Source organism: Roseomonas sp. E05, from assembly GCF_030063475.1.
Lineage (GTDB): Bacteria > Pseudomonadota > Alphaproteobacteria > Acetobacterales > Acetobacteraceae > Pseudoroseomonas.
In genome coordinates this window covers 46,984-70,266 of the sequence record NZ_JASIRT010000004.1, presented here as the reverse complement: position 1 = coordinate 70,266, position 23,283 = coordinate 46,984, and the positions used below count along the sequence as shown (strand labels likewise).

Genomic DNA, 23,283 nt, shown 5'->3' with positions numbered 1-23,283 from the left:
CCGCGCGCCTTGCAGCGGCCTCTTCTCACGTTTCCTTGCCGTTACAGGCCCTCCGGAACTGTGGAACTCTGGATCGGTTCCCTTCGTCCCACGCACGATGGATGCGCTGCATGAAGCTTGTCGTCTTTGGCCTCACCATCACCTCCTCCTGGGGGAACGGCCATGCGACATTGTGGCGCGCGCTGTGCAAGGCGCTGGTGCGCCGCGGGCACCGCATCGTCTTCTTCGAGAAGGACGTGCCCTGGTATGCCGGCGCGCGTGACCTGGATGCGCTGCCGGGCGTCGAGATCATTCTCTATCCCGACTGGGATTCGGTGCGGCCGCTGGCCGAGCGGCATCTCGCCGATGCCGGACTCGGCATGGTCACCTCCTACTGCCCGGACGGCATTGCCGCCTCGGAGCTGGTGACGCATTCGCCGGCCGAGACCCGCGTCTTCTACGATCTCGACACGCCCGTCACCCTCGCGCGGCTGGCGGCCGGCGAGCCGGTGGGCTACCTGCCGCCGCAGGGGCTCGGCGCCTTCGACCTCGTCCTCAGCTACACCGGCGGCGCCGCACTCGCGCAGTTGCGCAGGCTGCTCGGCGCGCGGCGCGTCGCCCCGCTCTACGGCAGCGTGGACCCCGAGGCGCACCGGCCGACCGCGCCGGCCCCCGCCTACCGCGCCGATCTGTCCTATCTCGGCACCTATGCGGCCGACCGGCAGGCCAGCCTGGAGGCCCTGCTGGTGCGGCCCGCGCGGCAATTGCCGGAGCGGCGCTTCGTCATCGGCGGAGCGCAATACCCGGCGGACTTCCCCTGGTCGGACAACATCCACTTCGTCCGCCACCTGCCGCCGGCGGAGCATCCCGCCTTCTTCTCCTCCGCGCGCCTGACGCTGAACATCACCCGGCAGGCCATGGCGGAAATGGGCTATTGCCCTTCCGGCCGGCTCTTCGAGGCGGCGGCCTGCGGCACGCTGGTGCTCAGCGACAGGTGGGAAGGGCTGGAGGGGTTCTACGCGCCCGGCAGCGAAATCCTTGTCGCCAGCACGACGGAGGAGGCCATGGCGGCCCTCACCCTCGAAGAAGGCGAGGTGCGCCGGATGGCGGCGCGTGCCCGGCAACGCACCCTGGACGAGCACACCGCCGACCGCCGCGCGCGCGACCTGGAAGCGGCCCTGGCGCTGATCACCGCGCCGGCGCCCGGCGCCATGGCCGAGGAGGTCTGAGCCATGTGGGGCATCATTCCGGCCGCCGGCCTCGGCAGCCGCATCCAGCCGCTGGCCTTCTCGAAGGAGCTGCTGCCGGTGGGCAGCCGCATCGAGGAGGGCGTGGAGCGCCCGCGCGCCGTCAGTGAGCACCTGATCGAGCGGATGATCGCCGCCGGCGCCGACAAGATCTGCTTCGTCATCGCGCCGGGGAAGAGCGACATCATCAACTACTACGGGGCCAGCATCGGACCGGCGCGCATCGCCTATGTCGTGCAGCCCGAGCCGGGCGGGCTGTGCGACGCGATCTTCCGCGCCGCGCCCTTCATCGCCGCCGAGGAGTCGGTGCTGGTGGGCCTGCCCGACACGGTCTGGTTCCCGCGCAACGGCCTTGCGCTGCTGCCGGCCGAGGAGCTCTCCTTCCTGCTCTTCCCCGTCGAGCATCCCGAGCATTTCGACGCCGTGGTGAGCGATGCGGAAGGGCGCGTCAGGGAAATCCAGGTGAAGTCGCGCGATGCCCGCTCGCGCTGGGTCTGGGGCGCCTTCCGCATGCCCGGCCATGTGCTGCATGCGCTGCATGCGCTGTGGCAGCAGCCGGGGCGCGGCGACGAGTATATCGGCACGCTGGTCAACGCCTATCTCGCCCAGGGCGGCCGCGCACGCGGCCTCCGCGCCGGCGAGGCCTATGCCGATGTCGGTACGCTGCACGGCTATCGCCAGGCGCTGGAACTGCTGGAGAGCCGGCCGAAGGGCGGACAGGAGGCGGCGCTGCCCTTCCGCGTCCTGCAGCAGCGCGCCGCGCCGCGCCGCCCGGACCGGCCTGGCCGCGCGGACGGCGCCGGCGGCCTGCCGGGATGGCGCGCCAGCGCGGCGGGCGGCAGCGAGTGATGCCCGCATGGAGGGCGACCGCGCCCGCCGCTTCCCGGCCGGGATGGCCGCCGGTGGCGCGCCGATTGCCGCGCCCGTGCTGGTCGCCGCCGCCCATCCGGTGGGACCTCCCCGGCGCACTCCGTGCCTGGCTGGAGGAGGCCGCGCCGGATCGGTGCCTGCTGGCGGAGGATGTGCGGCCGGCCTTCGGGCAGTTCGCGGCCTTCTGCAGCCCATCGCCCCGGAATTCCGGCATCCGTGGCTTGCCCCCCGGCTTCGGCTTGGAAGCCGCCCTGCGAGCGGTGCTGCGCCGGCAGGAAGCCGTGCTGGGGCACCCTCCCCGGCTCACCTCGGAACTGGGCGAGCAGGGGCTGCAGACTGCCGCGCTTTCCCTCGCCTCCGCGCCGCTGGCCGTGCGCACCAACGAGGTCACGATCTGCTCGCCCTTCTGGCCGCGCCAGCCGGAGCTGGGCAGCCATGGCGCGCATTTCGTCGGGCTCAATGCGCGCCATATCGCCCGGGACTATTACGACCGTCCCGCCGATGACTGGATGCGCGCGCATTGGGCGCGTCATCGGGCGGCGCTTTACCGGCGCACCGTGCACCGAGGAAGCAAGCCTGGGGGAATGAATTCCCCCAGGCCCCCTTCTTCTTTCTTCAGGTTTCCCGCGCGGGCGGAAGGTGCGGCTCCAAACCGCCGGAAAGAAGATGGGTCAAACCGATAGGTTTGACCGGGGAATTCCTTCCCCCGACCTTCCCTTTTGAATTTCTGGCCCTTTTGAATTTCTGGCCCTTTTGAATTTCTGGCCCTTTTGAATTTCTGGCCCTTTTGAATTTCTGGCCCTTTTGAATTTCTGGCCCTTTTGAATTTCTGGCAAGAATGATTTTCTGATTTCGGATTTTCCCAGCACCAAACCGCACTGATATCCTGGCGAAAACGTCCGAGATCATTGCCCGGTGAGCCAGTCCCTTTCCGAATCCGGCCTGTTGCCGGCCACCCCCGCCAGCTTCCGCGCCGCCATGGGCGCCTTCGCCACGGGTGTCGCCGTGATCACCACGGAATGGCAGGGGGCGCGGCATGGCATGACGGTCAATTCCCTGACTTCGGTTTCCCTCGAACCCTGCCTGCTCCTCGTCTGCCTCCGCCAGGGCAGCGTCACCGGCAGCGCCATCCAGGCCAGCGGCGCCTTCGCGGTCAACCTGCTCGCCGCGGACCAGGAGGCGCTGGCCCGCCGCTTCGTCGGCGCGCTCGGCGAGCGCTTCATGGGGCTGCCGCCCTCCTGCTGCGAGAACGGCCAGCCCCTGTTGCCGGGCTGCGTGGCGCAGCTGAGCTGCCGCCTCCACGCCACTCATCCCGGCGGCGACCACGACATCCTGGTGGGCGAGGTGGCATCCTGCACCGCCCCCGAGGGCGCGCCGCTGGTGTTCCACCGCGGCCGCTTCGGCCGCTTCCTGCCGGAGGCCACGGTCCAGGGCTGAGCCGGCCAGCCACCACAAGAAAACTCGGGGGAAACGTCGCCATGCAGGTCGAAACGAATGGCACCGCGCTGCACGCGGTCGTGGAAGGGGTGGAGAAAGGGCCCTGGGTGGTGCTGGCGCATGGCATCGCCACGGACCTCCACCTCTGGGACGGCGTGGCGCGCGTCCTGGCGCCGCACTACCGCATCCTGCGCTATGACACGCGCGGGCATGGCCGTTCGGAAGCGCCGCCCGGCCCCTACGACCTCGACATGCTCGGGCGCGACGCCATCGGCCTGATGACGGCGCTGGACATCGCCCGGGCGCATTTCGTCGGCCTCTCCCTCGGCGGCATGACCGGGCTGGGGCTGGCGCTGTCTCACCCCGAGCGGCTGCTGAGCCTAGCCTGCTGCGATGCCCGCGCCTCCGCCCCCGCCGCCTATCGCGACGCCTGGGCCGAGCGCGGCGCGGCCGTCGCCGCGCAGGGCATGGAGGCGATGGTGGAGCCGAGCCTCTCCCGCTGGTTTGCGCGCGGCTTCCGCGAGGCGCAGCCGGACCTCGCCGCCCAGGTCGCCGGCATGGTGCGCGGCACCGCACCAGAGGGCTATCGCGGCTGCGCCGCCGCCCTGCAGGGCCTCGACTATGGTGGCCAGCTCGGCGACATCGAGCTGCCCGTGCTCTATCTGACGGGCAAGGAGGACCAGGGCGCGCCGCCCGAGGTGATGCGCGCCATGCAGCACGCGACGCCCGGCGCCCGCTATGTCGAGATCCCGCATGCCGGGCATCTCTCGGCGATCGAGCAGCCGGAGGCGGTGGGGGCCGCGCTGCACCGGTTCTTCTCCAGCCTCGCCGCGGAGCCGGCGCGATGAGCCGCCTGCCCTCCATTGATCCCGAAACGCTGAGCCCGGCGCAGTCCGAGGTCTATAACCGCATCGCCACCGGCGCGCGGGGCGGTGTGCGCGGCCCTTTCCTGGCACTGCTGCACAGCCCCGGCCTTGCCGCGCGGGTGGAACAGCTCGGCGTCTATGTCCGCTTCCAGTGCGCCGTGCCGGAGCGGCTGCGCGAACTGGCCATCCTGACCGTCGCCACCCACTGGCGCTGTGACTACGAATGGTACGCCCATGCACCGCTGGCCGAGCGGCTGGGGCTGCCGGAGGCGGTGCTGGCGCAGCTCGGCCGGGGTGAGGCGCCGGATTTCGAGGAGCCGAACGACGCCCTGGTACGCGACTACTGCGCCACGCTGCTGCGCGAGGGCCGCGTGCCGGACACACTCTACAACCGTGCGCGCGAGGCGCTCGGCCAGCAGGGCATCGTCGATCTCACGGGCCTTGTCGGCTATTACACGCTGCTGGCGCTGACGCTGAACGGACACGAGGTCGCCGCCCCCGGCGACGCGCAGCTCCCATGGCGCACGGCATGAGCGCCGCAGGCATCGGGCGCGGCCTCACGCCCTCTCTGGCTGAGGCGCCATCGGCGCCGCGCCGCTTCCTCGGCCTGCAGCGGGCCTTGCCGGCGGCCGGCGTGATCGCCGGGCTGCTGCTGATCACGGGGCCGCTGCTGGCCATGCTGATCCGCAGCCTGCTGGTCTGGGAAGGCGAGGCCGGACGGCTTTCCCTCGCCAACTTCACCCGCGTGCTGGCGGAACCGCGCGTCTGGGAAGCGGTCGGCAACACCGCGATCTGCGGCGCCGGCGCCACGCTGCTGAGCTGCACCCTCGGCTTCACCCTGGCCTGGCTGGTGGCGCGCACCGACATGCCGGGCCGGCGCTGGCTGGAGCTGGGGAACCTGGTTCCCTTCTTCCTCTCGCCCTATGTCGGCGCCATCAGCTGGATCTACCTCGTCGCGCCGGGCAGCGGCCTGCTGCAGCAGTTCGCGATGCGCCATCTCGGCCTCGATCTCGGCTTCATCAACATCTACAGCCTGGGCGGCGTGATCTGGGTGCTGACCCTGTTCTACACGCCCTACGTCTATCTCTTCGTGATGTCGCCGCTGAAGCAGATGGACGCGGCGCTGGAGGATGCGGCGCGCGTGCACGGCGCCGGCTTCTGGTACACGCTGCGGCATGTCAGCATCCCGCTGGTCAGCCCGGCGCTGCTCTCCGGCGCGCTGGTGGTGTTCATCACCAGCGCCGGCCTGTTCGACGTGCCGCTCGCCCTCGCTTTGCCCAGCGGCATCCCCACCATGCCGACCGAGATCTTCGCCGCCGTGCAGTACCCGGCCGATTTCGGCCGCGCCGCCGCCTTCGGCATGATGGTGCTGGGCGTGACCATCCTGCTCACCCTGGCGCAGCGGCGCTATCTGGCGCGGCGGCGCTACGAGATCGTCACCGGCAAGGGCTACCGGCCGCGCCTGCTGCCGCTCGGCCGTGCCGGCCGCATCGTCGCGCTCGGGCTGGAGGCGGTCTATATCGGCGGCGCCGTGCTGCTGCCGATGATGGCGCTGGTGATGGTCTCGCTCTCCCGCCTCTGGACCGGCAGCTTCGACATCAGCCGCGCCAGCCTCGCCAACTTCACCTATGTGCTGTTCAGCTTCCGGCTGACGCAGCAGGCCATCCTCAACAGCCTGATCCTGGCGGTCACGGGGGCCACCATCGGCGTCGCGCTCGCCGTACTGCAGGCCTATTACCTCAACCGCGGCACACCGGCCCGGCGCGGCCTCGCCGATGCGGTGCTCTCGCTGCCGCTCGGCATCCCCGGCATTATCCTCGGCCTCGGTTTCCTGATCCTGGCGATCCGCACGCCGCTCTACAGCACGCTGACCATCGTGCTGATCGCCTATGTCGCGCGCTTCTTTCCCTTCGCCACCCGCACCGTCTCCGCCATGTTCCTGGCGATCAACCCGGAGCTGGAGCAGAGCGCGCGGGCCAGCGGCGCAAGCTGGGCGCAGAGCATGCGCTGGGTGCTGCTGCCCTTGCTGAAACCGGCGGTGATCGCGGCCTGGCTGATGCTCTTCGTCATCTTCATCCGCGAGCTGGGCGCAACCATCCTGCTTTACGCCCAGGGCACGGAGACGATCAGCGTGGCGCTGGTGCTGCTGGCCGACCGCAGCGCGGGCTATGTCGCGGCCCTGGCGGTGGTGCAGCTCGTGCTGCTGCTGCTCGCCTTCACCCTGTTCCGCCTGACCCGCACCACCGTCACCCAGTCCTGAGCGGAGAGAACGTCATGGACAGCAAGGCCTTCATCCGCGTGGACGGGCTGGTCAAGCAGTACGGCCCGCATCGTGCGCTGGACGGCGTCTCCTTCCAGGTGGCCGAGGGGCATACCCTGGCCCTGCTCGGCCCCAGCGGCTGCGGCAAGACCACCATGCTCCGCTGCATCGCCGGACTGGAGACGCCGGATACCGGCGTGATCGAGATCGCCGGCCGTGTGGTCTTCGACGCCGCCCGTGGCATCAACCTGCCTTCCGAGGAGCGCCAGCTCGGCATCGTCTTCCAGTCCTATGCGGTCTGGCCGCATATGAGCGTGGCGGAGAATGTCGGTTTTCCGCTGCGCGTGCGCCGCGTGCCGAAGGCGGAGCAGCAGGCGCGCGTCGCCCGCATGCTGGAGATCGTCGGCCTCGGCGCCTGGGCGGAAAAATCGGCCACGCAACTCTCCGGCGGGCAGCAGCAGCGCGTGGCGCTGGCCCGCGCGCTGATCCACGAGCCGCGCCTCGTGCTGTTCGACGAGGCGCTCTCCAACCTCGATGCCCAGCTGCGCGAGCAGATGCGAATGGAGCTGAAGATCCTGCAGGACCGGCTGGGCTTCACCGCCATCTACGTCACGCACGACCAGTCCGAGGCCTTCGGCCTGGCCGAGCGGCTGGTGGTGATGAACCGCGGCCGGGTGGAGACCGAGGGCGGCCCGCGCAGCGTCTTCCACCGCCCCGCGACGCCTTTCGTCGCACGCTTCCTCGGCCTCAACGTGCTGGAGGGCGAGATGCTCGGCAGCGAGGGCGGGCAGGCCGAGATCCGCCTGCCGCAGGGCATGAGGCTGCGCGGCACGCTCGGCGACGGCACCATCCCCGCGCGCGGCAGCAAGGTGCTGGCCTGCGTGCGCAAGGAGCATGTGCGCTTCGGTGGCTTTGGTTTGCCCGCGGAACTGCGGGCCTCCTCCTTCCTTGGCCTGACGGAGGAATACGTGCTCGACCTGGGCGGCATCGAGCTGCGCGCCGTGCAGCCGCCGACCGGCGGGGCCCCGGGCGACCGCGTGCAGGTGGCAATCCGGCCGGAGGAATGCGTGGTGCTGCCGGCGGGGTAGAAAAGATCGGGGGGAAAGAATTCCCCCCGAACCCCCCATCTTTTTTCTGTCAGTTTTGGCGCTTGCGGCAAACAAGCGCAGGAAACTCGAAGAAAGAAGATGGGGGTCTGGGGGAATTCCTTCCCCCAGCCTGTTTCAGGCCGCCGTCACCCCGCCATCCACCGCCAGGATCTGCCCGGTGACCGCGCCCGCGCCCGCGCCCGCCAGATAGCAGACGGCATCGGCGATCTCCTCCTCCACGGGGAAGCGGCCCAGGGGGATGCGGTCGAGCATGGTCTGACGCCGCGCCGGATCGGCCAGCATGGTTTGGCGGGAAGGCGTGAGCACCGTGCCGGGCGCCACCGCGTTGACGCGGATGCCCTGTGCCGCCCATTCGATGGCCAGCATGCGCGTCATCTGCACCATGCCGCCCTTGGAAATTCCATAGACGCTGCGCCCGGCGATGCCGACCAGCCCATGCGTCGAGGCGATGTTGACGATGGCGCCGGGAGCGCCACGTGCGATGCAGTGCCGCGCCAGGTGCGCTGAGAGGAAGAAGGCGCCCTTCAGGTTCACCGCCGTCACCGCGTCCCAGTCTTCCCAGGTCACTTCGGTGGCCGGCACGCTGAGCGGACGCCCGGCATTGTTCACCAGCAGGTCGATGCCACCCAGGGCGGCGCAGGCGGCGGCGAAGCAGGCATCGAGACTGAGCTGCACGCGCAGATCCAGGGTGACGGGCACCACGCGCCGCCCCGTGAGGTCGGGATGCGCCAGGAGAGGCCCGAGCGTGGCAGGGTCCAGCTCCGCCAGCACGAGGTCGTGGCCCTGGCGCGCCAGGGCACGGGCGATCGCCGCGCCCAGCCCGGAGGAGGCGCCCGTGACCAGCGCCCGCGCCATGCTCAGGCCGCCCGCTCGGCCTCGCGGGCGATGGCGGCGTTGACGCGCGGCATCACCTGCTCGGCCATCAACTGCATGGAGCGCTTCGCCAGCGCCGGCTCCACCCAGTCGAGCCCGGCATAGACGATCTCGCCGAAATCGCCGACCCGCTCGCGCAGGGCGAGGATCTGCTCCACCACCTGGTCGACCGTGCCGCGGATCACGCATTCCCGCATCACGCGCTCCTGCGTCACCGCCTCGTCCGGCTCCTCGCGATGCGTCTTGAACACGAAGAGCCGCTTGCTGCGCGTCAGCTTCGCCAGGAGCTGGCGGTAGTAGAAGGCATAGGGGCTGTTCGGGTCGTCGCCGCCATAGCGGGCTGCGGTGGTCTCGTCATCGGCGACGAAGATGGTGCGGGCGACGCGCCACTCCTCGCTGCGCGCGGTCTGGCCCACCTGCGCCTTGCCCTCGGCATAGTTCTCCCAGTGCGAGCGCAGCCACATCGGCAGCAGGAAGTTGGCGGAGAGCGGGTGGAAGTCCCGCCGCCCCATGGCGATCACCCCCTGCGAGCCCGGCGCCAGCACCGTGCCGACGATCTCCGGCCGCGGCTTCTGGTAGGGCTTCGCCAGGTTGCCGACGCCGAGATGCAGCGCCTGGGTGCGCGCCGTCGAGACCTTGAAGCGGTTGTCCGGCAGGTCGATGTCGTAAGGCGGGTCGCGCGCCCAGATCTCCAGGATGACGTCGATCGCCTCGGCGAAGATCCTGTTGCGGTCCTGGTCGAGGATGCCGAGCACCTCGGCATCCGAGGTCAGCGCGCCCGGGCTGATGCCGAGGATGAAACGGCCTTCCGACAGATGGTCGAGCATCGCCGCCTGGCTGGCGATGATCACGGGATGGTGGTGCGAGAGGTTGGCCGTGCCGGTCGCCAGCTTGATGCGCTTGGTGTCCGAGACCAGCGAGGCCAGGAACATCATGCTGCTGGTGACGTTCTCGCAGGTGTCGGTCAGGTGCTCGCCGATGAAGGCGTCGTGGAAGCCGAGCTGGTCCGCCAGGATCACGGCCTGGCGGTCCTCCTTGAGGGTCTCCGTCCAGTTCCGGTGCATCGGATGGATCGGCATGGTGAAGTAGCCCAGTCGCATGGTCGCCTTCCTCTGCTGCCGCCCGTGACGGCGTGCCGCCAATGAGGCATGGCCCGCGCCTGTTGCAAATGTCCGAAGATGCCAAAACAACCTTGCCGGATTGTCCGAGATCAGGAGGTACGGGTGATCGCCACCAGGAAGTCGATGAAGATGCGCACCTTGGCCGGCAGATGCCGCTGCGCCGGGTAGAGGATGGAGATCGGCATGCCCTCCGGCGCGTAGTCCGGCAGGATGGAGTCCACCAGCCCCCGCTCCAGGTCCTTGCGCACCAGCCACCAGGTGCCCTGGCCGATGCCGATGCCCGCCACCGCCGCCTCGCGCAGCGCATCGCCGCTGTTGACGACGGCATTGCCGCTGACGCGCACTGTCATCGGCTTGCGGTCCGGCCCGCGGAAGCTCCATTCCGGCCCGAAGCGGCCGACGATGCAGTTGTGGTCGCGCAGGTCCTCGGGCGCCCGCGGCGTGCCATGGCGCGCCAGATAGGAAGGCGCTGCGAAGGTCACCTGCGAGCCGCGCGTCAGCAGCCGCGTGGTCAGGCGGGAGTCGCTGATCTCCCCGGTCCGCACGGCAACGTCGTAGCCCTCGGCGATCAGGTCCACCGGCTGGTCGCTGAAGTTGAGATCGAGAACGATCTCGGGATACTTGCGCAGGAAGGATGGCAGCTCCGGCACCAGCGTCACGCGCCCGAAGGAGAAGGGCGTGATGACGCGAACCCGTCCGCTGTAGGAGATGCTGCCCTGGCGCAGCGCCGTCTCGGCATCCTCCAGGTCGGCGAGAATGCGGATGCAGCGCTCGTAGAATTCCTGGCCGTAGTCGGTGGTGTGAAGCTGCCGCGTGGTGCGGTTGAAGAGCTGCGTGCCCAGATCGTCCTCCAGCCGTGCCACGGTCTTGGTGACGGCCGAGACCGAAAGGCCAAGCCGGCGCGCGGCGGCGGTGAAGCCGCCATGTTCCGCCACCTTGGTGAAGACCGTCAGCGCCAGGAACTTGTTCATCGCTCTTCCCATCTCGGACTTTTGGGCAAGAGCGTATTTCTTTTCCCGGACATTTCCACCCGTCGTGAAGGCCGATAACGTCCGAAACGAATGGCCACCAAGGGCCGGAACGGGAGAGGAAACGGGAGATGGCCGAACGCGTCGCCATTGTCACCGGCGGGCTGCGCGGGCTCGGCCAGGCCATGGCGCTCGGCCTGGCCGAAGCCGGCCACCGGGTGCTGGCTGTCGGGCACATCGCCGATGATGTCGCGCCCATGGAGGCCGCGACCGCGGCGCGCGGCATTCCCGTCGGGCGCGTCCTGCCTGTTGTCGCCGACATCCGCGACCCCGCCGCCTGCGATGCACTGGTCGCCGCCGCGCGCAAGCAGCTCGGCGGGCTCGACATCCTGGTGAACAATGCCGGGCTGACCTTCACCTATATCAGCCCCGACAAGTTCCGCCGCCCAACGCCGCAGCCCTTCTGGGAGTGCACGGATGGCATGGTGCAGGCAGTGATGGACACCAACTTCGTCGCCGCCGACCGCCTCGCCCGCCGCGCCGTGCCGCACATGCTGGCGCAGGGCTGGGGGCGCATCGTCAACGTCACCACCAAGCTCGACACGATGAACCGCGTCGGCAGTTCGCCCTACGGGCCGTCCAAGGCGGCGCTGGAGATGGCGACGGAGATCTGGGCCAAGGAGCTGGCGGGCAGCGGCGTCACGGCGAACATCGTCAATCCCGGCACCGGCGCCAACACGCCGGGCATGGCGGAGGAGGCGCGCACGGCCAGTCGCGAGGGCCGCATGCCGCGCCTGCTGGAGCCGGATCAGATGGTGCCGCCGCTGCTCTTCGTGGTCTCCGAGGCCGCCGATGCCGTGAACGGCTTCCGCTTCGACGCCAACCACTGGGAGGCTGGCCTGCCGGCGGCGGCGGCGGCGCGGCGCTGCGCGCGCCCCGCGGGCCTCGTGCTGCACGAGCCCGCCGCCTGGGCGCCGGCCACGGCCGAATCATAGGGAAGGGAGGAACACCATGCGACGCAGAAGCTTTTCCGCCGGCCTGCTCGGCCTTGGCGCCCTGACATTGGCGCGTCCTGCCCTTGCCCAGGGCACCAATGAGAACCGTGCCAAGCTGATCGAGGGCGCCAGGCGGGAGGGCAGCCTGAGCTACTGGGACACCGTAATCCAGCCGGAGACGAACGACGCGCTGACCGAGGGCTTCCGCAAGGCCTATGACCTGCCCTCCTCCTTCCAGGTCAACTACACGCTTTCCAACACCGGCAACCTGGTGACGCGCGTCGAGCAGGAGATCGCGGCGCAGCGCGCCACCATCGACATCGCTTCCATTGCCTCGCCCACCTGGGTCTTTGAGAAGGTGGAAGGCGGAAACATTCTCGAATACCACTCGCCGGAATACGAGCATTACGGCCGCGTCTTCGAGGCCAGCATGGGCCAGAAGGGCTACTTCGCCTTCAACGGCGCCTACATGTTCGTGCCGATGTGGAACGGCGACACGCAGGACTTCAAGGTCGCCTCCTGGCGCGACGTGCCGGGCTTGCTGAAGCCGGGCCGCTTCAGCCTGGGTGACGCCACCATCTCCGCCAGCTATCTCGCCACCTTCATGGGCCTGCGGAAGGTGCTGGGCGATGACTACTTCCGCGAGTTGGCCAAGCTCAAGCCGAACTTCCTGGTGCGCTCGGAGCAGATCGCCAGCCGGCTGGTGAGCAACCAGGACATGTTCGCCGTCTTCGGCCAGCCGACGCGCGCGCTGCAGAACAACGAGCGCGGCGCCAGCCTGAAATTCGCCCATCCCAACGAGGGGGTGGTGCTGATGCCGCAATGCAGCTTCATCCTGAAGCAGGCGCCGCACCCGAACGCGGCGAAGCTCTGGATCGACTACGTCCTCTCGCCTGAGGCCCAGGCGATCCTGGCGAAGCGCGAGGCCATGAGCTCCGGCCGCGCCGCCTTCCAGAGCCCGGTGCCGGACTACGCCCCGAACATCGAGGGCATGAAGCTGGTGGACCTGGACTGGCGCGCGCTCTCCACCGAGGACATGCAGAAGGCGCGGGAGGACTGGCGAAAGATCTTCAGCGGCTGAACAAGCCCGGGGGAATGAATTCCCCCGAACCCCCGCCTTTCCTTTGCTGGTTTCGGGCCTTCGCTTCCGCCGAGGCGGGGAACTCGAGGAAAAAAAGATGGGGGTCTGGGGGAATTCCTTCCCCCAGGCTTTTCCTATGCCGCCACGGCCGCGCCGCGCATCTCGGGAACCGGCGAGACCGGCGGCATTCCCGCCAGCAGGGCCTCGATGTTCTGGCGCAGCAGCTCGGCGCTGGCCGTGCGTACCTCCGGCGCCCAGGCCGCCACATGCGGCGTGATCACCAGGCGTGGCGCGGCGAGCAGGGCCGGCGGGATTTCCGGCTCGCCCTCGAACACGTCCAGCGCCGCCCCGGCGATGGTGCCCTCCTGCAGGGCCGTCGCAAGTGCCGCACTGTCCACCACGCTGCCGCGCCCGACATTGACGAGGAAGCCCTGCGGTCCCAGCGCCTGCAGCACCGCCGCATCCACCATATGGAAGGTGGCGGGGCCACCCGGCACGGCGACGATCAGACAGTCCGACTGCTCCGCCAGCACAGGCAGGCTGCCGACATGGCGCCACGGCACCTCCGGCCGCGGCCGCCGTGTATGGTAGGCGATCGTCATGTCGAAGCCTGCCGCGCGGCGGGCGATCTTCTCGCCGACTGCGCCCAGGCCGAGCAGGCCCAGCCGCTTGCCGGTCGGGATCGGGCGCACGCCGACATTGTCGCGCCAGAGGCCCTGCCGCGCCTCGCGATCCAGCCAGGGCAGGTCACGCATGGCCGCCAGCAGCAGCGCCATGGCGTGGTCGGCCACGGCGGCGGCATTGCTGCCCGCCCCGTGCGTGACGATGATGCCGCGCGCCCGCGCCGCCTCGATATCGACATTCTCATACCCCGTACCGAGGCAGCAGATCATCGCCAGTTCCGGCAGCGCCTCCATTTCCGCGCGTGAGGCACCGATGGTGCCGTTGGTGACAAGGACGCGCGCCCCACCGCAACGGGCGGCGAGGGTCGCGGGCCCGGTCTCCGTCACCTCATGCAGGGCATGCCGGCTTTCCAGGACCTGCCGAACGGCATCGGTCAGCGGAATGCGGAACAAAATCTCAACCATCTCGGGAATCACCGCCTTGCAGCATCTTGCCGGGCGCGGGACGTGAACGGCGCTCCGCCGGCTCCGGCATGGTGGCCGGACCAATGCACATGGCGTGCCAGCCTGGGCCGCGGCTGCCGGGCGAAGGCGGTCAGGAGCCGGGGCGGGGGGTCCGCAGGAGCATGTCGGGGTTCGGGAGATCCTGGCTGCCGCTCGTGATGAGCAATTGCACGCTGCTGATGATCACCACGGCCACAAGGACGCCGACAAGTCCGTATTCCAGCACCGCAATGCTGCGGCGGTCACGGCAAAGCCGCATCACCCAGCCCAACATCCCGCCAACCCCCTGCAAACCCCGCGCACTCACGAAATCTGGAGCAGGCCATAGGCTGTTTGCGCCGGCGGCGTCCATGGAATTCGGGGGGTGCCGGTGCCTCACCACGCTTCCCCTGCCCTGTGGCAATGCCGCGTTTTTGCCCGCCGCCCCGAAAACGCGCGCCGGGCTGCGCCGTTATCTCCAACGATCGGCGTCCACTACCGCCGAGTGAAAACCATGAGGGAGATCCCACGCATGCGGTCCACGACAACCGCCCTGGCGCTCGCCGCCACCCTCCTTGCCGCGCCCATGGCCCTGGCGCAAGGGCAGCCGCAGGGCCAGCAGCAGGGCACGGTCGGTTCTCCCCTGGCTCCGGGCGGCGGCGGTTCCAGCATGGCGCAAGGCACGCCGGGCACCACCAACGCGCCGGGAGTGAGCGCCCCACCGGTGGCCGACACGCCGCAGACGCGGACGCAGACGGAGCGGCGCGCCGATCCGAACGCCACCGGCACCGACAGCCCGCCGACCACCGCGACGCCGGCCGCCGGCGCCAACAGCTTCACCCAGGGCCAGGCGCGCGACCGCATCGCGGCCGCCGGCTACACCGATATCCAGAACCTGCGGAAGGACGAGCAGGGCGTCTGGCGCGGCCAGGCGATGCGCAATGGCCAGCGCGTCGATGTCGGCCTTGATTTCAAGGGCCAGGTGGTGACCGGAAACGCCGCCGCGAAGTGAGCGGCCACTCCTTCCCCCGCCCGCACAGGAGAATTCCATGCCCAACCACACCATCACCCGCATGTTCGACAGCCGCGAGCACGCCATCGCGGCGGTGCGGGACCTCGAAGCCGCCGGCTTCTCGCATGACGATGTCGGCATTGTCGCCAGCGACCCCCACCGCGACACCGCGTCCACGACGAAGGAGCATCATGAGGGTTCCTCCGGCGCTGGCATCGGCGCCACCCTTGGTACCGTCCTCGGCGGCGGGGCGGGGCTGGCGGCCGGGCTCGGCGCCCTCGCCATTCCGGGGATCGGGCCGATCGTCGCGGCCGGCGCGCTGGTTGCGGCGCTGACCGGCGCCGGCGCCGGCGCGGCGGCGGGCGGTCTGATCGGCGCCCTCACCGGCTCTGGCGTCAGCGAGGCCGAGGCGCCCGTCTATGCCGAGGGCATCCGCCGCGGCGGCAGCCTGGTCACGGTGCGGACCGATGCCAGCCGCGAGGCCGAGGCGCAGGACATCCTGAACCGCCACAACCCCGTGGACATCCGGGCCCGCGAGGCCGACTACCGCGCCTCCGGCTGGCGCGGCGCCTATGACGACACCACCCCGGGCGATGCCGCCACCGATCTGCCGGGCACCGCCTCCAGCCGCGGCGTCGGCCCGGCGGCCGATCCCACCCGCTCGGGCACGGCGATCCCCGACCGGCGCATCTGACCGGCCGCTCGCCGGGGGAGCCACACTCCCCCGGCGGCTTCCGGCTTGACGGTAGCCAGGCCTGCGCGGCATCCCTTCGGTTTCGCCCGGTCCGGCAGGCAGCCGCATGATCCTGGTCTTCGGCTCCATCAACCTCGACCTGATCGCCCGGGTGCGGGATATCCCGCGCCCGGGCGAGACGGTGCTGTCCGAGCGCTATGACACCAGCTTCGGCGGCAAGGGCGCCAACCAGGCAGTCGCCGCGGCGCGCGGCCGGCGGGATGCCAGCCACCCCGTCTGGATGGCCGGCGCCGTGGGGGAGGATGCCTTCGGCCGTGCGGCGGTGGAAAACCTCGCCGCCGAGGGCGTGGACACCCAGGCGGTGCGGGTGGCGGCGGGCTAGCCCACCGGATGCGCCTTCATCACCGTCAATGCCGCCGGGGAGAACGCCATCACGGTTGCCAGCGGCGCCAACCTGGCGCTGCGTGCCGCGGAGGTGCCGGCCGGCTTGCTGAGCACCGCCCGCATGGTGGTACTGCAGATGGAGGTGCCGCCAGCCGAGAGTCTGGCGGTGGCCGAACGGGCGCGGGCACAGGGCACGCGTGTGCTGCTGAACCTCGCACCCGCCCCGGAGGCAGCGCAGGCCAGCCTGCTTCCCGCCTGCTGGCCGCCACGGACATCCTGGTGGCGAACCAGCACGAAACCCTTGCCGCCCTGCGGCTGCTGGAGGGCGATGCGTCCACTGACCCCATGGCGGCCATGGCGAAGCTGTCCGGCTCCTGCGCCGAGGCCGGCATCGTCACGCTCGGGGCCGAGGGGGCTGTGGCGTATGCGCGTGCCGGGGGCAGCATCCGCGTCGCCGCCCGGCCGGTGGAGCCGGTGGACACGACCGGCGCGGGCGACACCTTCGTCGGCTTGCTGGCGGTCGGGCTTGCCGAAGGGCTGGCGCTGGAGCCTGCGCTGCGGCGGGCCTGTCACGGCGCCTCGTTGGCCTGCCTGGCGCCGGGTGCGCAGGCCGGAATGCCGCGCGCGGCCGATCTGCCGGACGGATAAGAAGGCTGGGGGAAAGAATTCCCCCGGCCTTATTCTTCCGCCAGCCTCCGCACGAAGGCGCGCCAGTCGTCCTTGCGCGTCGCGGCGCGGGCGCTGCCATCCGGCCGCTCCGCGTAGAGCGTCAGAATGCCCTTGGCCCAGAGCCCATCGAACAGCCGCTCGTCGGAGAAGGCGAGATCGGCGGTGCGCTGGAACACGCCTTCCTTCACCTTCGGCTGCACCTTCAGCAGCCACCAGGCGACACCCACCGCCAGCACCAGCGCGGCGACATGGATGTTGACGAAGCGGGCCGTCAGGAAGGACGTGACCAGGATCGCCGCCGGCAGGGTCAGCGTCTCGGCAGCCCGGTAGACGGGGGATCCCGCCGCGTTCATCCGGCGGATGTCCACTCCCAGCCGGACCTTGTTCTGCGCGATCTGCTCGCGCAGCATTTCAAGCTCGTTCATTCGCTCGCAGAGGCTTCCAGCACACCGGCGCCATCCGGGAAGGCGGCGCGCATCAGCGCCCTTGTATACGCTGCCTGCGGTGCCCGCGTCACCGCATCCGCCTCGCCCGTCTCGACCACTTCGCCGCCCTTGAGCACCATGATGCGATGCGCCATGGCGCGCACCACCCGCAGGTCGTGGCTGATGAACAGATAGGCCAGCCGGTGCCGCGCCTGCAGGCCGCGCAGCAGTGCCACCACCTGCGCCTGCACCGAGACGTCGAGCGCGCTGGTCGGCTCGTCCAGCACCAGCAGGCGCGGCTGCAACACCAGCGCCCGGGCGATGGCGATGCGCTGCCGCTGCCCGCCGCTGAACTCGTGCGGGTAGCGCTCGGCAGTCGCGGGGTCGAGCCCCACCTCCTCCAGAGCCTGTGTCACCCGCTGCTGCCGCCCGGCGCGGCGGAGCGAGGGCTCATGCACCGCCAACCCCTCGCCGACGATCTCCGCCACGCTCATGCGGGGGGAGAGTGAGCCGAACGGGTCCTGAAAGACGATCTGCATCCGCGCCCGCAGCGGCCGCAGCGCGGCGCGCGAAAGTCCCTGGATCGGCTGGCCCTCGAACAGGATGCGCCCCGCGCTCCGCTCCAGCTGCAGCAAGGCGAGCCCGAGCGTGGTCTTGCCGCTGCCGCTCTCCCCCACCAGCCCGAGCGTCTCGCCCTGGCGCAGCTCGAGCGAGACGCCATCGACCGCCTTCACCACCCCGACCTGCCGGCGCAGCACGCCCCGGCGGATCGGGAAGTGCACCTTCACCGCCTCGGCCCGCAGCACCTCCGGCGCCCCGGCGGGCACCGGCGCCGGACGGCCGCGCGGCTCGGTGGCCAGCAGCAGCTTGGTGTAGTCGTGCTGCGGCGCGGCCAGCACCTGCCGCGCCGGTCCCTGCTCCACCACCCGGCCATGCCGCATCACCACCACCGTGTCGGCATGGGCGCGAACGATCGAGAGGTCATGCGTGATCAGCAGCAGCGCCATGGAGAGGCGGCGCTTCAGCTCGTCCAGCAGCTCCAGGATCTGCGCCTGGATGGTCACGTCCAGCGCCGTGGTGGGCTCGTCCGCGATCAGCAGCTTGGGATCGTTGGCCAGCGCGGCGGCGATCATCACGCGCTGCCGCTGCCCGCCGGAGAGCTGGTGCGGGAAGGCGTCCAGGCGGTCCTGCGCATTCGGCAGCCCGGCACGCTCCAGCAGCTCGACGATGCGCGCCCGCAGCGCGGCACCACGCAGCGGCCGATGCAGCCGCACCGCCTCGCCCACCTGCCGGCCGATGCTGTGCAGCGGGTTCAGCGAGGTCATCGGCTCCTGGAACACCATGCCCGCGACACCGCCGCGCAGGCGCTGCAACGCGGCGGGCGTGGCCTTCAGCACATCCGTGCCGTCCAGGAGGATGCGCCCGGTGGGGTTGGCGCCGGCATTCGGCAGCAGGCGCAGGCAGGACAGCGCGGTGACGCTCTTGCCGCTGCCGCTCTCTCCCACCAGCGCCACCGTCTCGCCGGGGTTCACGCGGAAGGAGACATCATGCACCACCTGCCGGCCACGGAAGGCGACGCCCAGGTTCTCGACCTCCAGAAGGGTGCTCATGCGGGCCGCCTCCCAGGGGGCGCCGCCCCCTGGACCCCCGCCGGGGTGACAGTGTCACCCCGGACCCCGCCCTTCGTTTTTCCGCTGCTGGCCAAAGAGCCCCCTGGAAAATCCAAATGGCCACAGGAGCGGAGCTCGCAGTCGCCGGAGGGCCATGCCCTCCGGCGCGCCAACAACTCAAAGGCCGCTGAGGGTGGGGTCCGGGGTGACACTGTCACCCCGGCGGGGAGGGTTCGGGAGGGGCGGAGCCCCTCCTGAAGGCTGGAGCCGATCATGCCTCGCTCCCTCCGGGCAGCTTGCGCGGGTCGAAGGCGTCGCGCACGGCCTCGCCCACGAAGATCAGCAATGTCAGCACGCCGCCGAGCACCACGAAGGCAGTGATGCCAAGCCAGGGTGCCTGCAGGTTGTTCTTTCCCTGGCTGACCAGCTCACCGAGCGAAGGCGAGCCCGGTGGCAGGCCGAAGCCGAGGAAGTCCAGGCTGGCCAGGATGGTGACGCTGCCGGAGAGCAGGAAGGGCAGGAAGGTCAATGTCGCGACCATGGCGTTGGGCAGGATATGGCGCGTCATCACCCGCGTGTCCGAAACGCCGAGCGCCTTGGCGGCGCGCACATAGTCCAGGTTGCGGCCGCGCAGGAACTCGGCGCGCACCACCCCGGTCAGCGACATCCAGGAGAACAGCAGCAGGAAGATGAGCAGTGTCCAGAAGCCCGGCTCGATCACGCTGGCCAGGATGATGAGCAGGAAGAGCTGCGGCATGCCGGACCAGATCTCGATGAAGCGCTGGAAGCTCAGGTCCACCCAGCCGCCGTAATAGCCCTGCACCGCGCCGGCGGCGATGCCGATGACGGAACTGAACAGCGTCAGCGCGAAGCCGAACAGCACGGAGATGCGGAAGCCGTAGATCACGCGCGCCAGCACGTCCCGCGCCTGGTCGTCGGTGCCCAGCGGGTTCTTCCAGGAAGGGGGCGAGGGAGCGGGCCGGCCGAGGTCGCGAATGATGGTGTCGTAGCGGTAGGGCAGCAGCGGCCAGACCATCCAGCCGCCGCGCTGCCTGATCTCGTCCTGCAGATAGGGGTCGCGCCAGACCACGGCGGTCGGGAAGCCGTCGGGGATGACGTCGCTCTCGGCATATTCCCGCACCACCGGGAAGAACCATTCGTCGCCCACCCTGGCCACCAGCGGGCGGTCGTTGGCCAGCAGCTCGGCGAAGAGGGTGAGCAGGAACAGCACAAGGAAGATCCAGAGCGACCACCAGCCCCGCCGGTTGGCGCGGAAATTGGCCAGGCGCCGCTGCGTGATCGGCCTCATCGGCGCGCCTCGAAGTCGATGCGCGGATCGATCAGCGTGTAGGTCAGGTCGCCGACGATCTGCATGATCAGACCGAGCAGGGTGAAGATGTAGAGCGTGCCGAACATCACGGGATAGTCGCGCCGGATCGCCGCCTCGAAGCCGAGCAGGCCGAGCCCGTCGAGCGAGAAGACGATCTCCACCAGCAGCGCCCCGGTGAACAGGATGCTGATGAAGGCCGCCGGGAAGCCCGCGATGATCAGCAGCATGGCGTTGCGGAACACATGGCCGTAGAGCACGCGCCCCTCATCGGCGCCCTTGGCCCGGGCGGTCAGCACGTACTGCTTGCCGATCTCCTCCAGGAAGCTGTTCTTGGTCAGCATGGTGAGGCCGGCGAAGCCGCCGATCACCAGGGAGAGGGTCGGCAACACCATGTGCCAGGCATAGTCCAGCGCGCGCTGCCAGAAGGGCCATTCGGCGGCACCGGAGGAGGTCAGTCCCCGTAGCGGGAAGATCTGCAGGAAGCTGCCGCCGGCGAAGAGCACGACCAGCAGGATGGCGAAGAGGAAGCCCGGCACCGCATAGCCCACCAGCACCACGCCCGAGGTCCAGGCGTCGAAGCGCGTGCCGTCCCGCACCGCCTTGCGGATGCCGAGCGGGATGGAGACGAGATAGATGATCAGCGTGGACCAGAGGCCGAGGCTGACCGAGACCGGCAGCTTCTCCAGCAACAGGTCGATCACCTTGCGCCCCTGGAACAGGCTCTCGCCGAAATCGAAGGTCAGGTAGCCCTTCAGCATCTCGACGAAGCGCACATAGGCCGGCTTGTCGAAGCCGAAGGCCTTCTCGATCTCGGCCACCACGGCCGGGTCCATGCCACGCGCGCCGCGATAGCTGCCGACGGGGCCGGATTCGCCCTGCCGCATGGGCGCCCGCGTCTCGCCCTGGCTCTCGCCGGAGAGGCGGCCGATGGCGCTGCCGCCCTGGCCGCGCAGCTCGGCCAGCATCTGCTCCACCGGCCCGCCCGGGGCGAACTGAACCACGACGAAATTGATCAGGATGATGCCGAACAGCGTCGGCACCAGCAAGGCGATGCGCCGGAGGAGGTAGGCGCCCATGCGTCAGCCCATCCCACACGGGGGAAAAGAGCGGGGGGAAGGAATTCCCCCCGCACCCCCCATCTTTTTTTTATCCGTCAGAAAAAAGATGGGGGTTCGGGGGAATTCATTCCCCCGACCTTTTCTCGCGGCACCCATCTACTGCGCCGTGCTGCGGTCCGCCGGCAGCGCCCGCTCGCGCCCGGTGTCCACCCACCAGCTGTCGATGGCGAGCGCGTAGCGCGGGTTGTGCTCGGGCCGGCCGAACTTGTCCCACCAGGCCACGCGGAAGGTCCGGCTGTGCCAGTGCGGGATGACGTAGTGCCCCCAGAGCAGCACGCGGTCGAGCGCCCGGGTGCGGTCGATCAGCGCCTGCCGGTCGGGCGCCGAGATCACCAGCTCCACCAGCGCGTCCACCACCGGATCGGCGATGCCCATGTAGTTCAGGCTGCCCTTCTCGCGGGCCTTGGCCGAGGTCCAGAAGTCGCGCTGCTCGTTGCCCGGCGAGAGGCTCTCGGGGATGACCACGGTGGTCATGTCGTAGTCGAAGTCGTCCATCCGCACCTGGTACTGCGCCGGATCGATGGTGCGCACCCGCGCCTCGACGCCGAGCCGCTGCAGCGCCTGGATATAGGGCAGCGCGATGCGCTCGAAGGTCGGACCGTTCAGCAGGATCTCGAAGCTGAAGGGCTGGCCCTGGCCGTTCACCAGGCGGCGCTCCTTCACCTCCCAGCCGGCCTCCCGCAGCAGGCCGAGCGCCTTGCGGGCGTTCTCGCGGTTGTTGTTGCTGCCATCCGAGAGCGGCACGCGGAACTCGGTGGTGAACAGCGCCTCCGGCAGCTTCCCGCGGAAGGCGGAAAGCACCATCAGCTCGCCCTCGGAAGGCAGGCCATTGGCCGCCAGCTCGGAGTTCGAGAAGTAGGAGGTGGTGCGCGTATAGCTGCCGTAGAACAGGTTGGCGTTCATCCACTCGAAGTCGAACATCAACCCGAGCGCCTCGCGCACGCGCTTGTCCTGGAACAGCGGGCGGCGCAGGTTCATGGCGAAGCCCTGCATGCCCGTGGGCAGCTCGTGCGGAATCTCCTCCCGCTTCACCAGCCCGCGGCGGACGGCGGGGAAGTCGTAGGCGGTGGCCCAGTCCTTCGCCACGTTCTCGGTGCGCAGGTCGATCTGCCCGGCCTTGAAGGCCTCCAGCGCCACCGTCGTGTCGCGGAAATACTCGTAGCGCGTGATATCGACGTTGTTGGTGCCCTTGCGGGTGGGCAGGTTGCGGCCCCAGTAGTCCGGCACGCGGCGATAGACCACGCTGCGCCCCGGCTCGAAGCTTTCGATCCGGTAGGGGCCGGAGCCGAGCGGCACGGTCAGGCCGGGTTGGGTGAAGTCCTTGCCTTCCCACCAGTGGCGCGGCAGCACCGCCATCTGCCCGAGGATCTGCGGCAGCTCGCGGTTCTCGTTGGTGCTGAAGCGGTAGACGACGCGGCGCGGCCCCTCCGCCACCACCTCCGCCACATCAGCCCAATAGGCCCGGTAGAAGGGCCGGCCGTGCTGGCGCAGGGTGTTGAAGGTCCAGACCACGTCATCCGCCGTGATCGGCTTGCCGTCATGCCAGCGCGCTTCCTCGCGCAGCTCGAAGGCCACGCCGCGCCCGTCGCGCGGCACCTCGATGGCCTTGACCAGATGGCCATACTCGGTGCTGGCTTCCTCGCTGCTCGGCAAGGTGAGCGTGTCATAGAGCATGGTGAGGCCAACCGCCGGCGTGCCGCGCAGGATGTAGCCGTTGAAGGAATCGAAGCTGCCGATGGCGGTCAGCGTCATCTGGCCGCCTTTCGGGGCGTCCGGGTTGACCCAGGGCCAGTGCGTGAAGTCGGCCGGCAGCGAGGGCTCGCCCAGCAGCGACAGCGCATGGGTCCGCCGCGGCGGCGGGTTGCCGTCCGCGAGGTTGGGCGTCGGTGCCTGCGCCCAGGCGCGCGGCAGCACGGGGCCGGAGGCGAGGGCAAGGCCGGAGGCCAGCAGGTGTCGGCGGCGCATGGGCCTTAGGATGAGGGTTCCGCCCCGCCGGGACAACACCTCCCTGCCGCCCGCTTGCTCTTTGCAACGAAAGGCGGGGAGGGCGCCGCCCTCCCCCGAAGCCCTCCCGCCGGGGGAACGGTGTCCCCCGGACCCCGCCCTCAACGGCCGATGCAGTGTGGACG

General features: G+C 69.9%; 24 protein-coding genes and 1 pseudogene. 14 read left to right on the top strand and 11 right to left on the bottom strand.

All coding sequences use genetic code 11. The annotated features are described in order from the left end of the window. Nucleotides 1-110: 110 nt before the first annotated feature. From QMO56_RS06210 to QMO56_RS06175, 8 genes are all read left to right on the top strand, one after another. Nucleotides 111-1,208: a glycosyltransferase gene (locus QMO56_RS06210; protein ID WP_283524198.1), complete on the top strand. Its 1,098-nt coding sequence runs from the start codon at nucleotides 111-113 to the stop codon at nucleotides 1,206-1,208. 3 nt (nucleotides 1,209-1,211) lie between these two features. Further along, nucleotides 1,212-2,075: a nucleotidyltransferase family protein gene (locus tag QMO56_RS06205; protein WP_283524196.1), complete on the top strand. Its 864-nt coding sequence runs from the start codon at nucleotides 1,212-1,214 to the stop codon at nucleotides 2,073-2,075. Between the two features lie 260 nt (nucleotides 2,076-2,335). Then, on the top strand, nucleotides 2,336-2,779 hold the full coding sequence (locus tag QMO56_RS06200; protein WP_283524195.1) for a hypothetical protein: 444 nt from the start codon (nucleotides 2,336-2,338) through the stop codon (nucleotides 2,777-2,779). A gap of 232 nt (nucleotides 2,780-3,011) precedes the next feature. Beyond that, nucleotides 3,012-3,533 carry a flavin reductase family protein gene (locus QMO56_RS06195; RefSeq protein WP_283524194.1) on the top strand — a complete coding sequence of 174 codons (522 nt, stop codon included), beginning with the start codon at nucleotides 3,012-3,014 and terminating at the stop codon, nucleotides 3,531-3,533. 41 nt (nucleotides 3,534-3,574) lie between these two features. After that, nucleotides 3,575-4,381, top strand: coding sequence for an alpha/beta fold hydrolase (locus QMO56_RS06190; RefSeq protein WP_283524192.1), 807 nt, complete (start codon nucleotides 3,575-3,577; stop codon nucleotides 4,379-4,381). After that, nucleotides 4,378-4,932, top strand: a complete 555-nt coding sequence (locus tag QMO56_RS06185) for a carboxymuconolactone decarboxylase family protein (protein ID WP_283524190.1) — start codon at nucleotides 4,378-4,380, stop codon at nucleotides 4,930-4,932. Before QMO56_RS06190 ends, QMO56_RS06185 begins: the two co-directional genes overlap by 4 nt. Then, nucleotides 4,929-6,659, top strand: a complete 1,731-nt coding sequence (locus tag QMO56_RS06180; protein WP_283524188.1) for an iron ABC transporter permease — start codon at nucleotides 4,929-4,931, stop codon at nucleotides 6,657-6,659. The genes QMO56_RS06185 and QMO56_RS06180 overlap by 4 nt, the downstream gene beginning before the upstream one ends. A 14-nt stretch (nucleotides 6,660-6,673) precedes the next feature. Then, nucleotides 6,674-7,747 carry an ABC transporter ATP-binding protein gene (locus QMO56_RS06175; protein WP_283524186.1) on the top strand — a complete coding sequence of 358 codons (1,074 nt, stop codon included), beginning with the start codon at nucleotides 6,674-6,676 and terminating at the stop codon, nucleotides 7,745-7,747. A gap of 135 nt (nucleotides 7,748-7,882) precedes the next feature. On the opposite strand, the gene QMO56_RS06170 is transcribed toward QMO56_RS06175, so the two are convergent. The 3 genes from QMO56_RS06170 to QMO56_RS06160 form a co-directional block, all read right to left on the bottom strand. Then, on the bottom strand, nucleotides 7,883-8,623 hold the full coding sequence (locus QMO56_RS06170) for an SDR family NAD(P)-dependent oxidoreductase (RefSeq protein ID WP_283524185.1): 741 nt from the start codon (nucleotides 8,621-8,623) through the stop codon (nucleotides 7,883-7,885). A gap of 2 nt (nucleotides 8,624-8,625) precedes the next feature. Beyond that, on the bottom strand, nucleotides 8,626-9,741 hold the full coding sequence (locus QMO56_RS06165; RefSeq protein ID WP_283524183.1) for an LLM class flavin-dependent oxidoreductase: 1,116 nt from the start codon (nucleotides 9,739-9,741) through the stop codon (nucleotides 8,626-8,628). Between the two features lie 110 nt (nucleotides 9,742-9,851). Then, complete coding sequence (locus QMO56_RS06160; RefSeq protein ID WP_283524181.1) at nucleotides 9,852-10,733, bottom strand: LysR family transcriptional regulator; 882 nt, start codon at nucleotides 10,731-10,733, stop codon at nucleotides 9,852-9,854. A gap of 128 nt (nucleotides 10,734-10,861) precedes the next feature. Between QMO56_RS06160 and QMO56_RS06155 the strand changes: the two genes are divergently transcribed. Beyond that, the gene (locus tag QMO56_RS06155) at nucleotides 10,862-11,725 is read left to right on the top strand and encodes an SDR family NAD(P)-dependent oxidoreductase (RefSeq protein WP_283524180.1); all 864 of its coding nucleotides are present in this window, start codon (nucleotides 10,862-10,864) and stop codon (nucleotides 11,723-11,725) included. A 16-nt stretch (nucleotides 11,726-11,741) separates the two neighbouring features. Continuing rightward, nucleotides 11,742-12,806 (top strand): ABC transporter substrate-binding protein, encoded by a 1,065-nt coding sequence (locus QMO56_RS06150; protein WP_283524179.1) that lies wholly within the window; start codon nucleotides 11,742-11,744, stop codon nucleotides 12,804-12,806. A gap of 134 nt (nucleotides 12,807-12,940) precedes the next feature. On the opposite strand, the gene QMO56_RS06145 is transcribed toward QMO56_RS06150, so the two are convergent. Together QMO56_RS06145 and QMO56_RS06140 are read right to left on the bottom strand one after the other, a co-directional pair. Then, entirely contained in the window at nucleotides 12,941-13,894 is a 954-nt protein-coding gene (locus tag QMO56_RS06145) for an NAD(P)-dependent oxidoreductase (protein ID WP_283524178.1), read from the bottom strand. 130 nt (nucleotides 13,895-14,024) lie between these two features. Then, a complete protein-coding gene (locus QMO56_RS06140) occupies nucleotides 14,025-14,207 on the bottom strand; it encodes a hypothetical protein (RefSeq protein ID WP_283524176.1) in 183 nt (60 codons plus the stop codon). A gap of 237 nt (nucleotides 14,208-14,444) precedes the next feature. Here QMO56_RS06140 and QMO56_RS06135 point away from each other — a divergent pair, with 237 nt between their 5' ends. From QMO56_RS06135 to QMO56_RS06125, 3 genes are all read left to right on the top strand, one after another. Further along, nucleotides 14,445-14,924 carry a hypothetical protein gene (locus tag QMO56_RS06135; RefSeq protein ID WP_283524175.1) on the top strand — a complete coding sequence of 160 codons (480 nt, stop codon included), beginning with the start codon at nucleotides 14,445-14,447 and terminating at the stop codon, nucleotides 14,922-14,924. Between the two features lie 37 nt (nucleotides 14,925-14,961). After that, nucleotides 14,962-15,618 (top strand): hypothetical protein, encoded by a 657-nt coding sequence (locus QMO56_RS06130; protein WP_283524174.1) that lies wholly within the window; start codon nucleotides 14,962-14,964, stop codon nucleotides 15,616-15,618. A 106-nt stretch (nucleotides 15,619-15,724) separates the two neighbouring features. Then, entirely contained in the window at nucleotides 15,725-16,000 is a 276-nt protein-coding gene (locus QMO56_RS06125; protein WP_283524172.1) for a PfkB family carbohydrate kinase, read from the top strand. Here the strand turns inward: QMO56_RS06125 and QMO56_RS06120 are convergent. Continuing rightward, nucleotides 15,997-16,125: a hypothetical protein gene (locus QMO56_RS06120; RefSeq protein ID WP_283524485.1), complete on the bottom strand. Its 129-nt coding sequence runs from the start codon at nucleotides 16,123-16,125 to the stop codon at nucleotides 15,997-15,999. The two genes, QMO56_RS06125 and QMO56_RS06120, sit on opposite strands and share 4 nt — an antisense overlap. A 129-nt stretch (nucleotides 16,126-16,254) precedes the next feature. On the opposite strand from QMO56_RS06120, the pseudogene QMO56_RS06115 reads away from it, so the two are divergent. Beyond that, nucleotides 16,255-16,650, top strand: a pseudogene (locus QMO56_RS06115) (PfkB family carbohydrate kinase); the annotation flags it as partial. Nucleotides 16,651-16,679: 29 nt separating this feature from the next. Here the strand turns inward: QMO56_RS06115 and QMO56_RS06110 are convergent. From QMO56_RS06110 to QMO56_RS06090, 5 genes are all read right to left on the bottom strand, one after another. Next, nucleotides 16,680-17,096, bottom strand: a complete 417-nt coding sequence (locus tag QMO56_RS06110; protein ID WP_283524171.1) for a hypothetical protein — start codon at nucleotides 17,094-17,096, stop codon at nucleotides 16,680-16,682. Next, nucleotides 17,093-18,706 (bottom strand): ABC transporter ATP-binding protein, encoded by a 1,614-nt coding sequence (locus QMO56_RS06105; protein WP_283524169.1) that lies wholly within the window; start codon nucleotides 18,704-18,706, stop codon nucleotides 17,093-17,095. The genes QMO56_RS06110 and QMO56_RS06105 overlap by 4 nt, the downstream gene beginning before the upstream one ends. 271 nt (nucleotides 18,707-18,977) lie before the next feature. Beyond that, nucleotides 18,978-20,015: an ABC transporter permease gene (locus QMO56_RS06100; protein ID WP_283524167.1), complete on the bottom strand. Its 1,038-nt coding sequence runs from the start codon at nucleotides 20,013-20,015 to the stop codon at nucleotides 18,978-18,980. Then, the gene (locus QMO56_RS06095; RefSeq protein ID WP_283524165.1) at nucleotides 20,012-21,112 is read right to left on the bottom strand and encodes a microcin C ABC transporter permease YejB; all 1,101 of its coding nucleotides are present in this window, start codon (nucleotides 21,110-21,112) and stop codon (nucleotides 20,012-20,014) included. Before QMO56_RS06095 ends, QMO56_RS06100 begins: the two co-directional genes overlap by 4 nt. Nucleotides 21,113-21,250: 138 nt before the next feature. Continuing rightward, entirely contained in the window at nucleotides 21,251-23,119 is a 1,869-nt protein-coding gene (locus tag QMO56_RS06090; RefSeq protein ID WP_283524163.1) for an extracellular solute-binding protein, read from the bottom strand. Nucleotides 23,120-23,283 lie beyond the last annotated feature (164 nt).

Bases quoted from the DNA above. Each gene is read 5' to 3' on its own strand.
- QMO56_RS06210 (WP_283524198.1), top strand. From the start codon at position 111: ATGAAGCTTGTCGTCTTTGGCCTCACCATCACCTCCTCCTGGGGGAAC.
- QMO56_RS06205 (WP_283524196.1), top strand. From the start codon at position 1,212: ATGTGGGGCATCATTCCGGCCGCCGGCCTCGGCAGCCGCATCCAGCCG.
- QMO56_RS06190 (WP_283524192.1), top strand. From the start codon at position 3,575: ATGCAGGTCGAAACGAATGGCACCGCGCTGCACGCGGTCGTGGAAGGG.
- QMO56_RS06185 (WP_283524190.1), top strand. From the start codon at position 4,378: ATGAGCCGCCTGCCCTCCATTGATCCCGAAACGCTGAGCCCGGCGCAG.
- QMO56_RS06180 (WP_283524188.1), top strand. From the start codon at position 4,929: ATGAGCGCCGCAGGCATCGGGCGCGGCCTCACGCCCTCTCTGGCTGAG.
- QMO56_RS06175 (WP_283524186.1), top strand. From the start codon at position 6,674: ATGGACAGCAAGGCCTTCATCCGCGTGGACGGGCTGGTCAAGCAGTAC.
- QMO56_RS06170 (WP_283524185.1), bottom strand. From the start codon at position 8,623: ATGGCGCGGGCGCTGGTCACGGGCGCCTCCTCCGGGCTGGGCGCGGCG.
- QMO56_RS06165 (WP_283524183.1), bottom strand. From the start codon at position 9,741: ATGCGACTGGGCTACTTCACCATGCCGATCCATCCGATGCACCGGAAC.
- QMO56_RS06160 (WP_283524181.1), bottom strand. From the start codon at position 10,733: ATGAACAAGTTCCTGGCGCTGACGGTCTTCACCAAGGTGGCGGAACAT.
- QMO56_RS06155 (WP_283524180.1), top strand. From the start codon at position 10,862: ATGGCCGAACGCGTCGCCATTGTCACCGGCGGGCTGCGCGGGCTCGGC.
- QMO56_RS06150 (WP_283524179.1), top strand. From the start codon at position 11,742: ATGCGACGCAGAAGCTTTTCCGCCGGCCTGCTCGGCCTTGGCGCCCTG.
- QMO56_RS06145 (WP_283524178.1), bottom strand. From the start codon at position 13,894: ATGGTTGAGATTTTGTTCCGCATTCCGCTGACCGATGCCGTTCGGCAG.
- QMO56_RS06140 (WP_283524176.1), bottom strand. From the start codon at position 14,207: ATGTTGGGCTGGGTGATGCGGCTTTGCCGTGACCGCCGCAGCATTGCG.
- QMO56_RS06135 (WP_283524175.1), top strand. From the start codon at position 14,445: ATGCGGTCCACGACAACCGCCCTGGCGCTCGCCGCCACCCTCCTTGCC.
- QMO56_RS06130 (WP_283524174.1), top strand. From the start codon at position 14,962: ATGCCCAACCACACCATCACCCGCATGTTCGACAGCCGCGAGCACGCC.
- QMO56_RS06125 (WP_283524172.1), top strand. From the start codon at position 15,725: ATGATCCTGGTCTTCGGCTCCATCAACCTCGACCTGATCGCCCGGGTG.
- QMO56_RS06120 (WP_283524485.1), bottom strand. From the start codon at position 16,125: ATGCGGGCGGTGCTCAGCAAGCCGGCCGGCACCTCCGCGGCACGCAGC.
- QMO56_RS06110 (WP_283524171.1), bottom strand. From the start codon at position 17,096: ATGAACGAGCTTGAAATGCTGCGCGAGCAGATCGCGCAGAACAAGGTC.
- QMO56_RS06105 (WP_283524169.1), bottom strand. From the start codon at position 18,706: ATGAGCACCCTTCTGGAGGTCGAGAACCTGGGCGTCGCCTTCCGTGGC.
- QMO56_RS06100 (WP_283524167.1), bottom strand. From the start codon at position 20,015: ATGAGGCCGATCACGCAGCGGCGCCTGGCCAATTTCCGCGCCAACCGG.
- QMO56_RS06095 (WP_283524165.1), bottom strand. From the start codon at position 21,112: ATGGGCGCCTACCTCCTCCGGCGCATCGCCTTGCTGGTGCCGACGCTG.
- QMO56_RS06090 (WP_283524163.1), bottom strand. From the start codon at position 23,119: ATGCGCCGCCGACACCTGCTGGCCTCCGGCCTTGCCCTCGCCTCCGGC.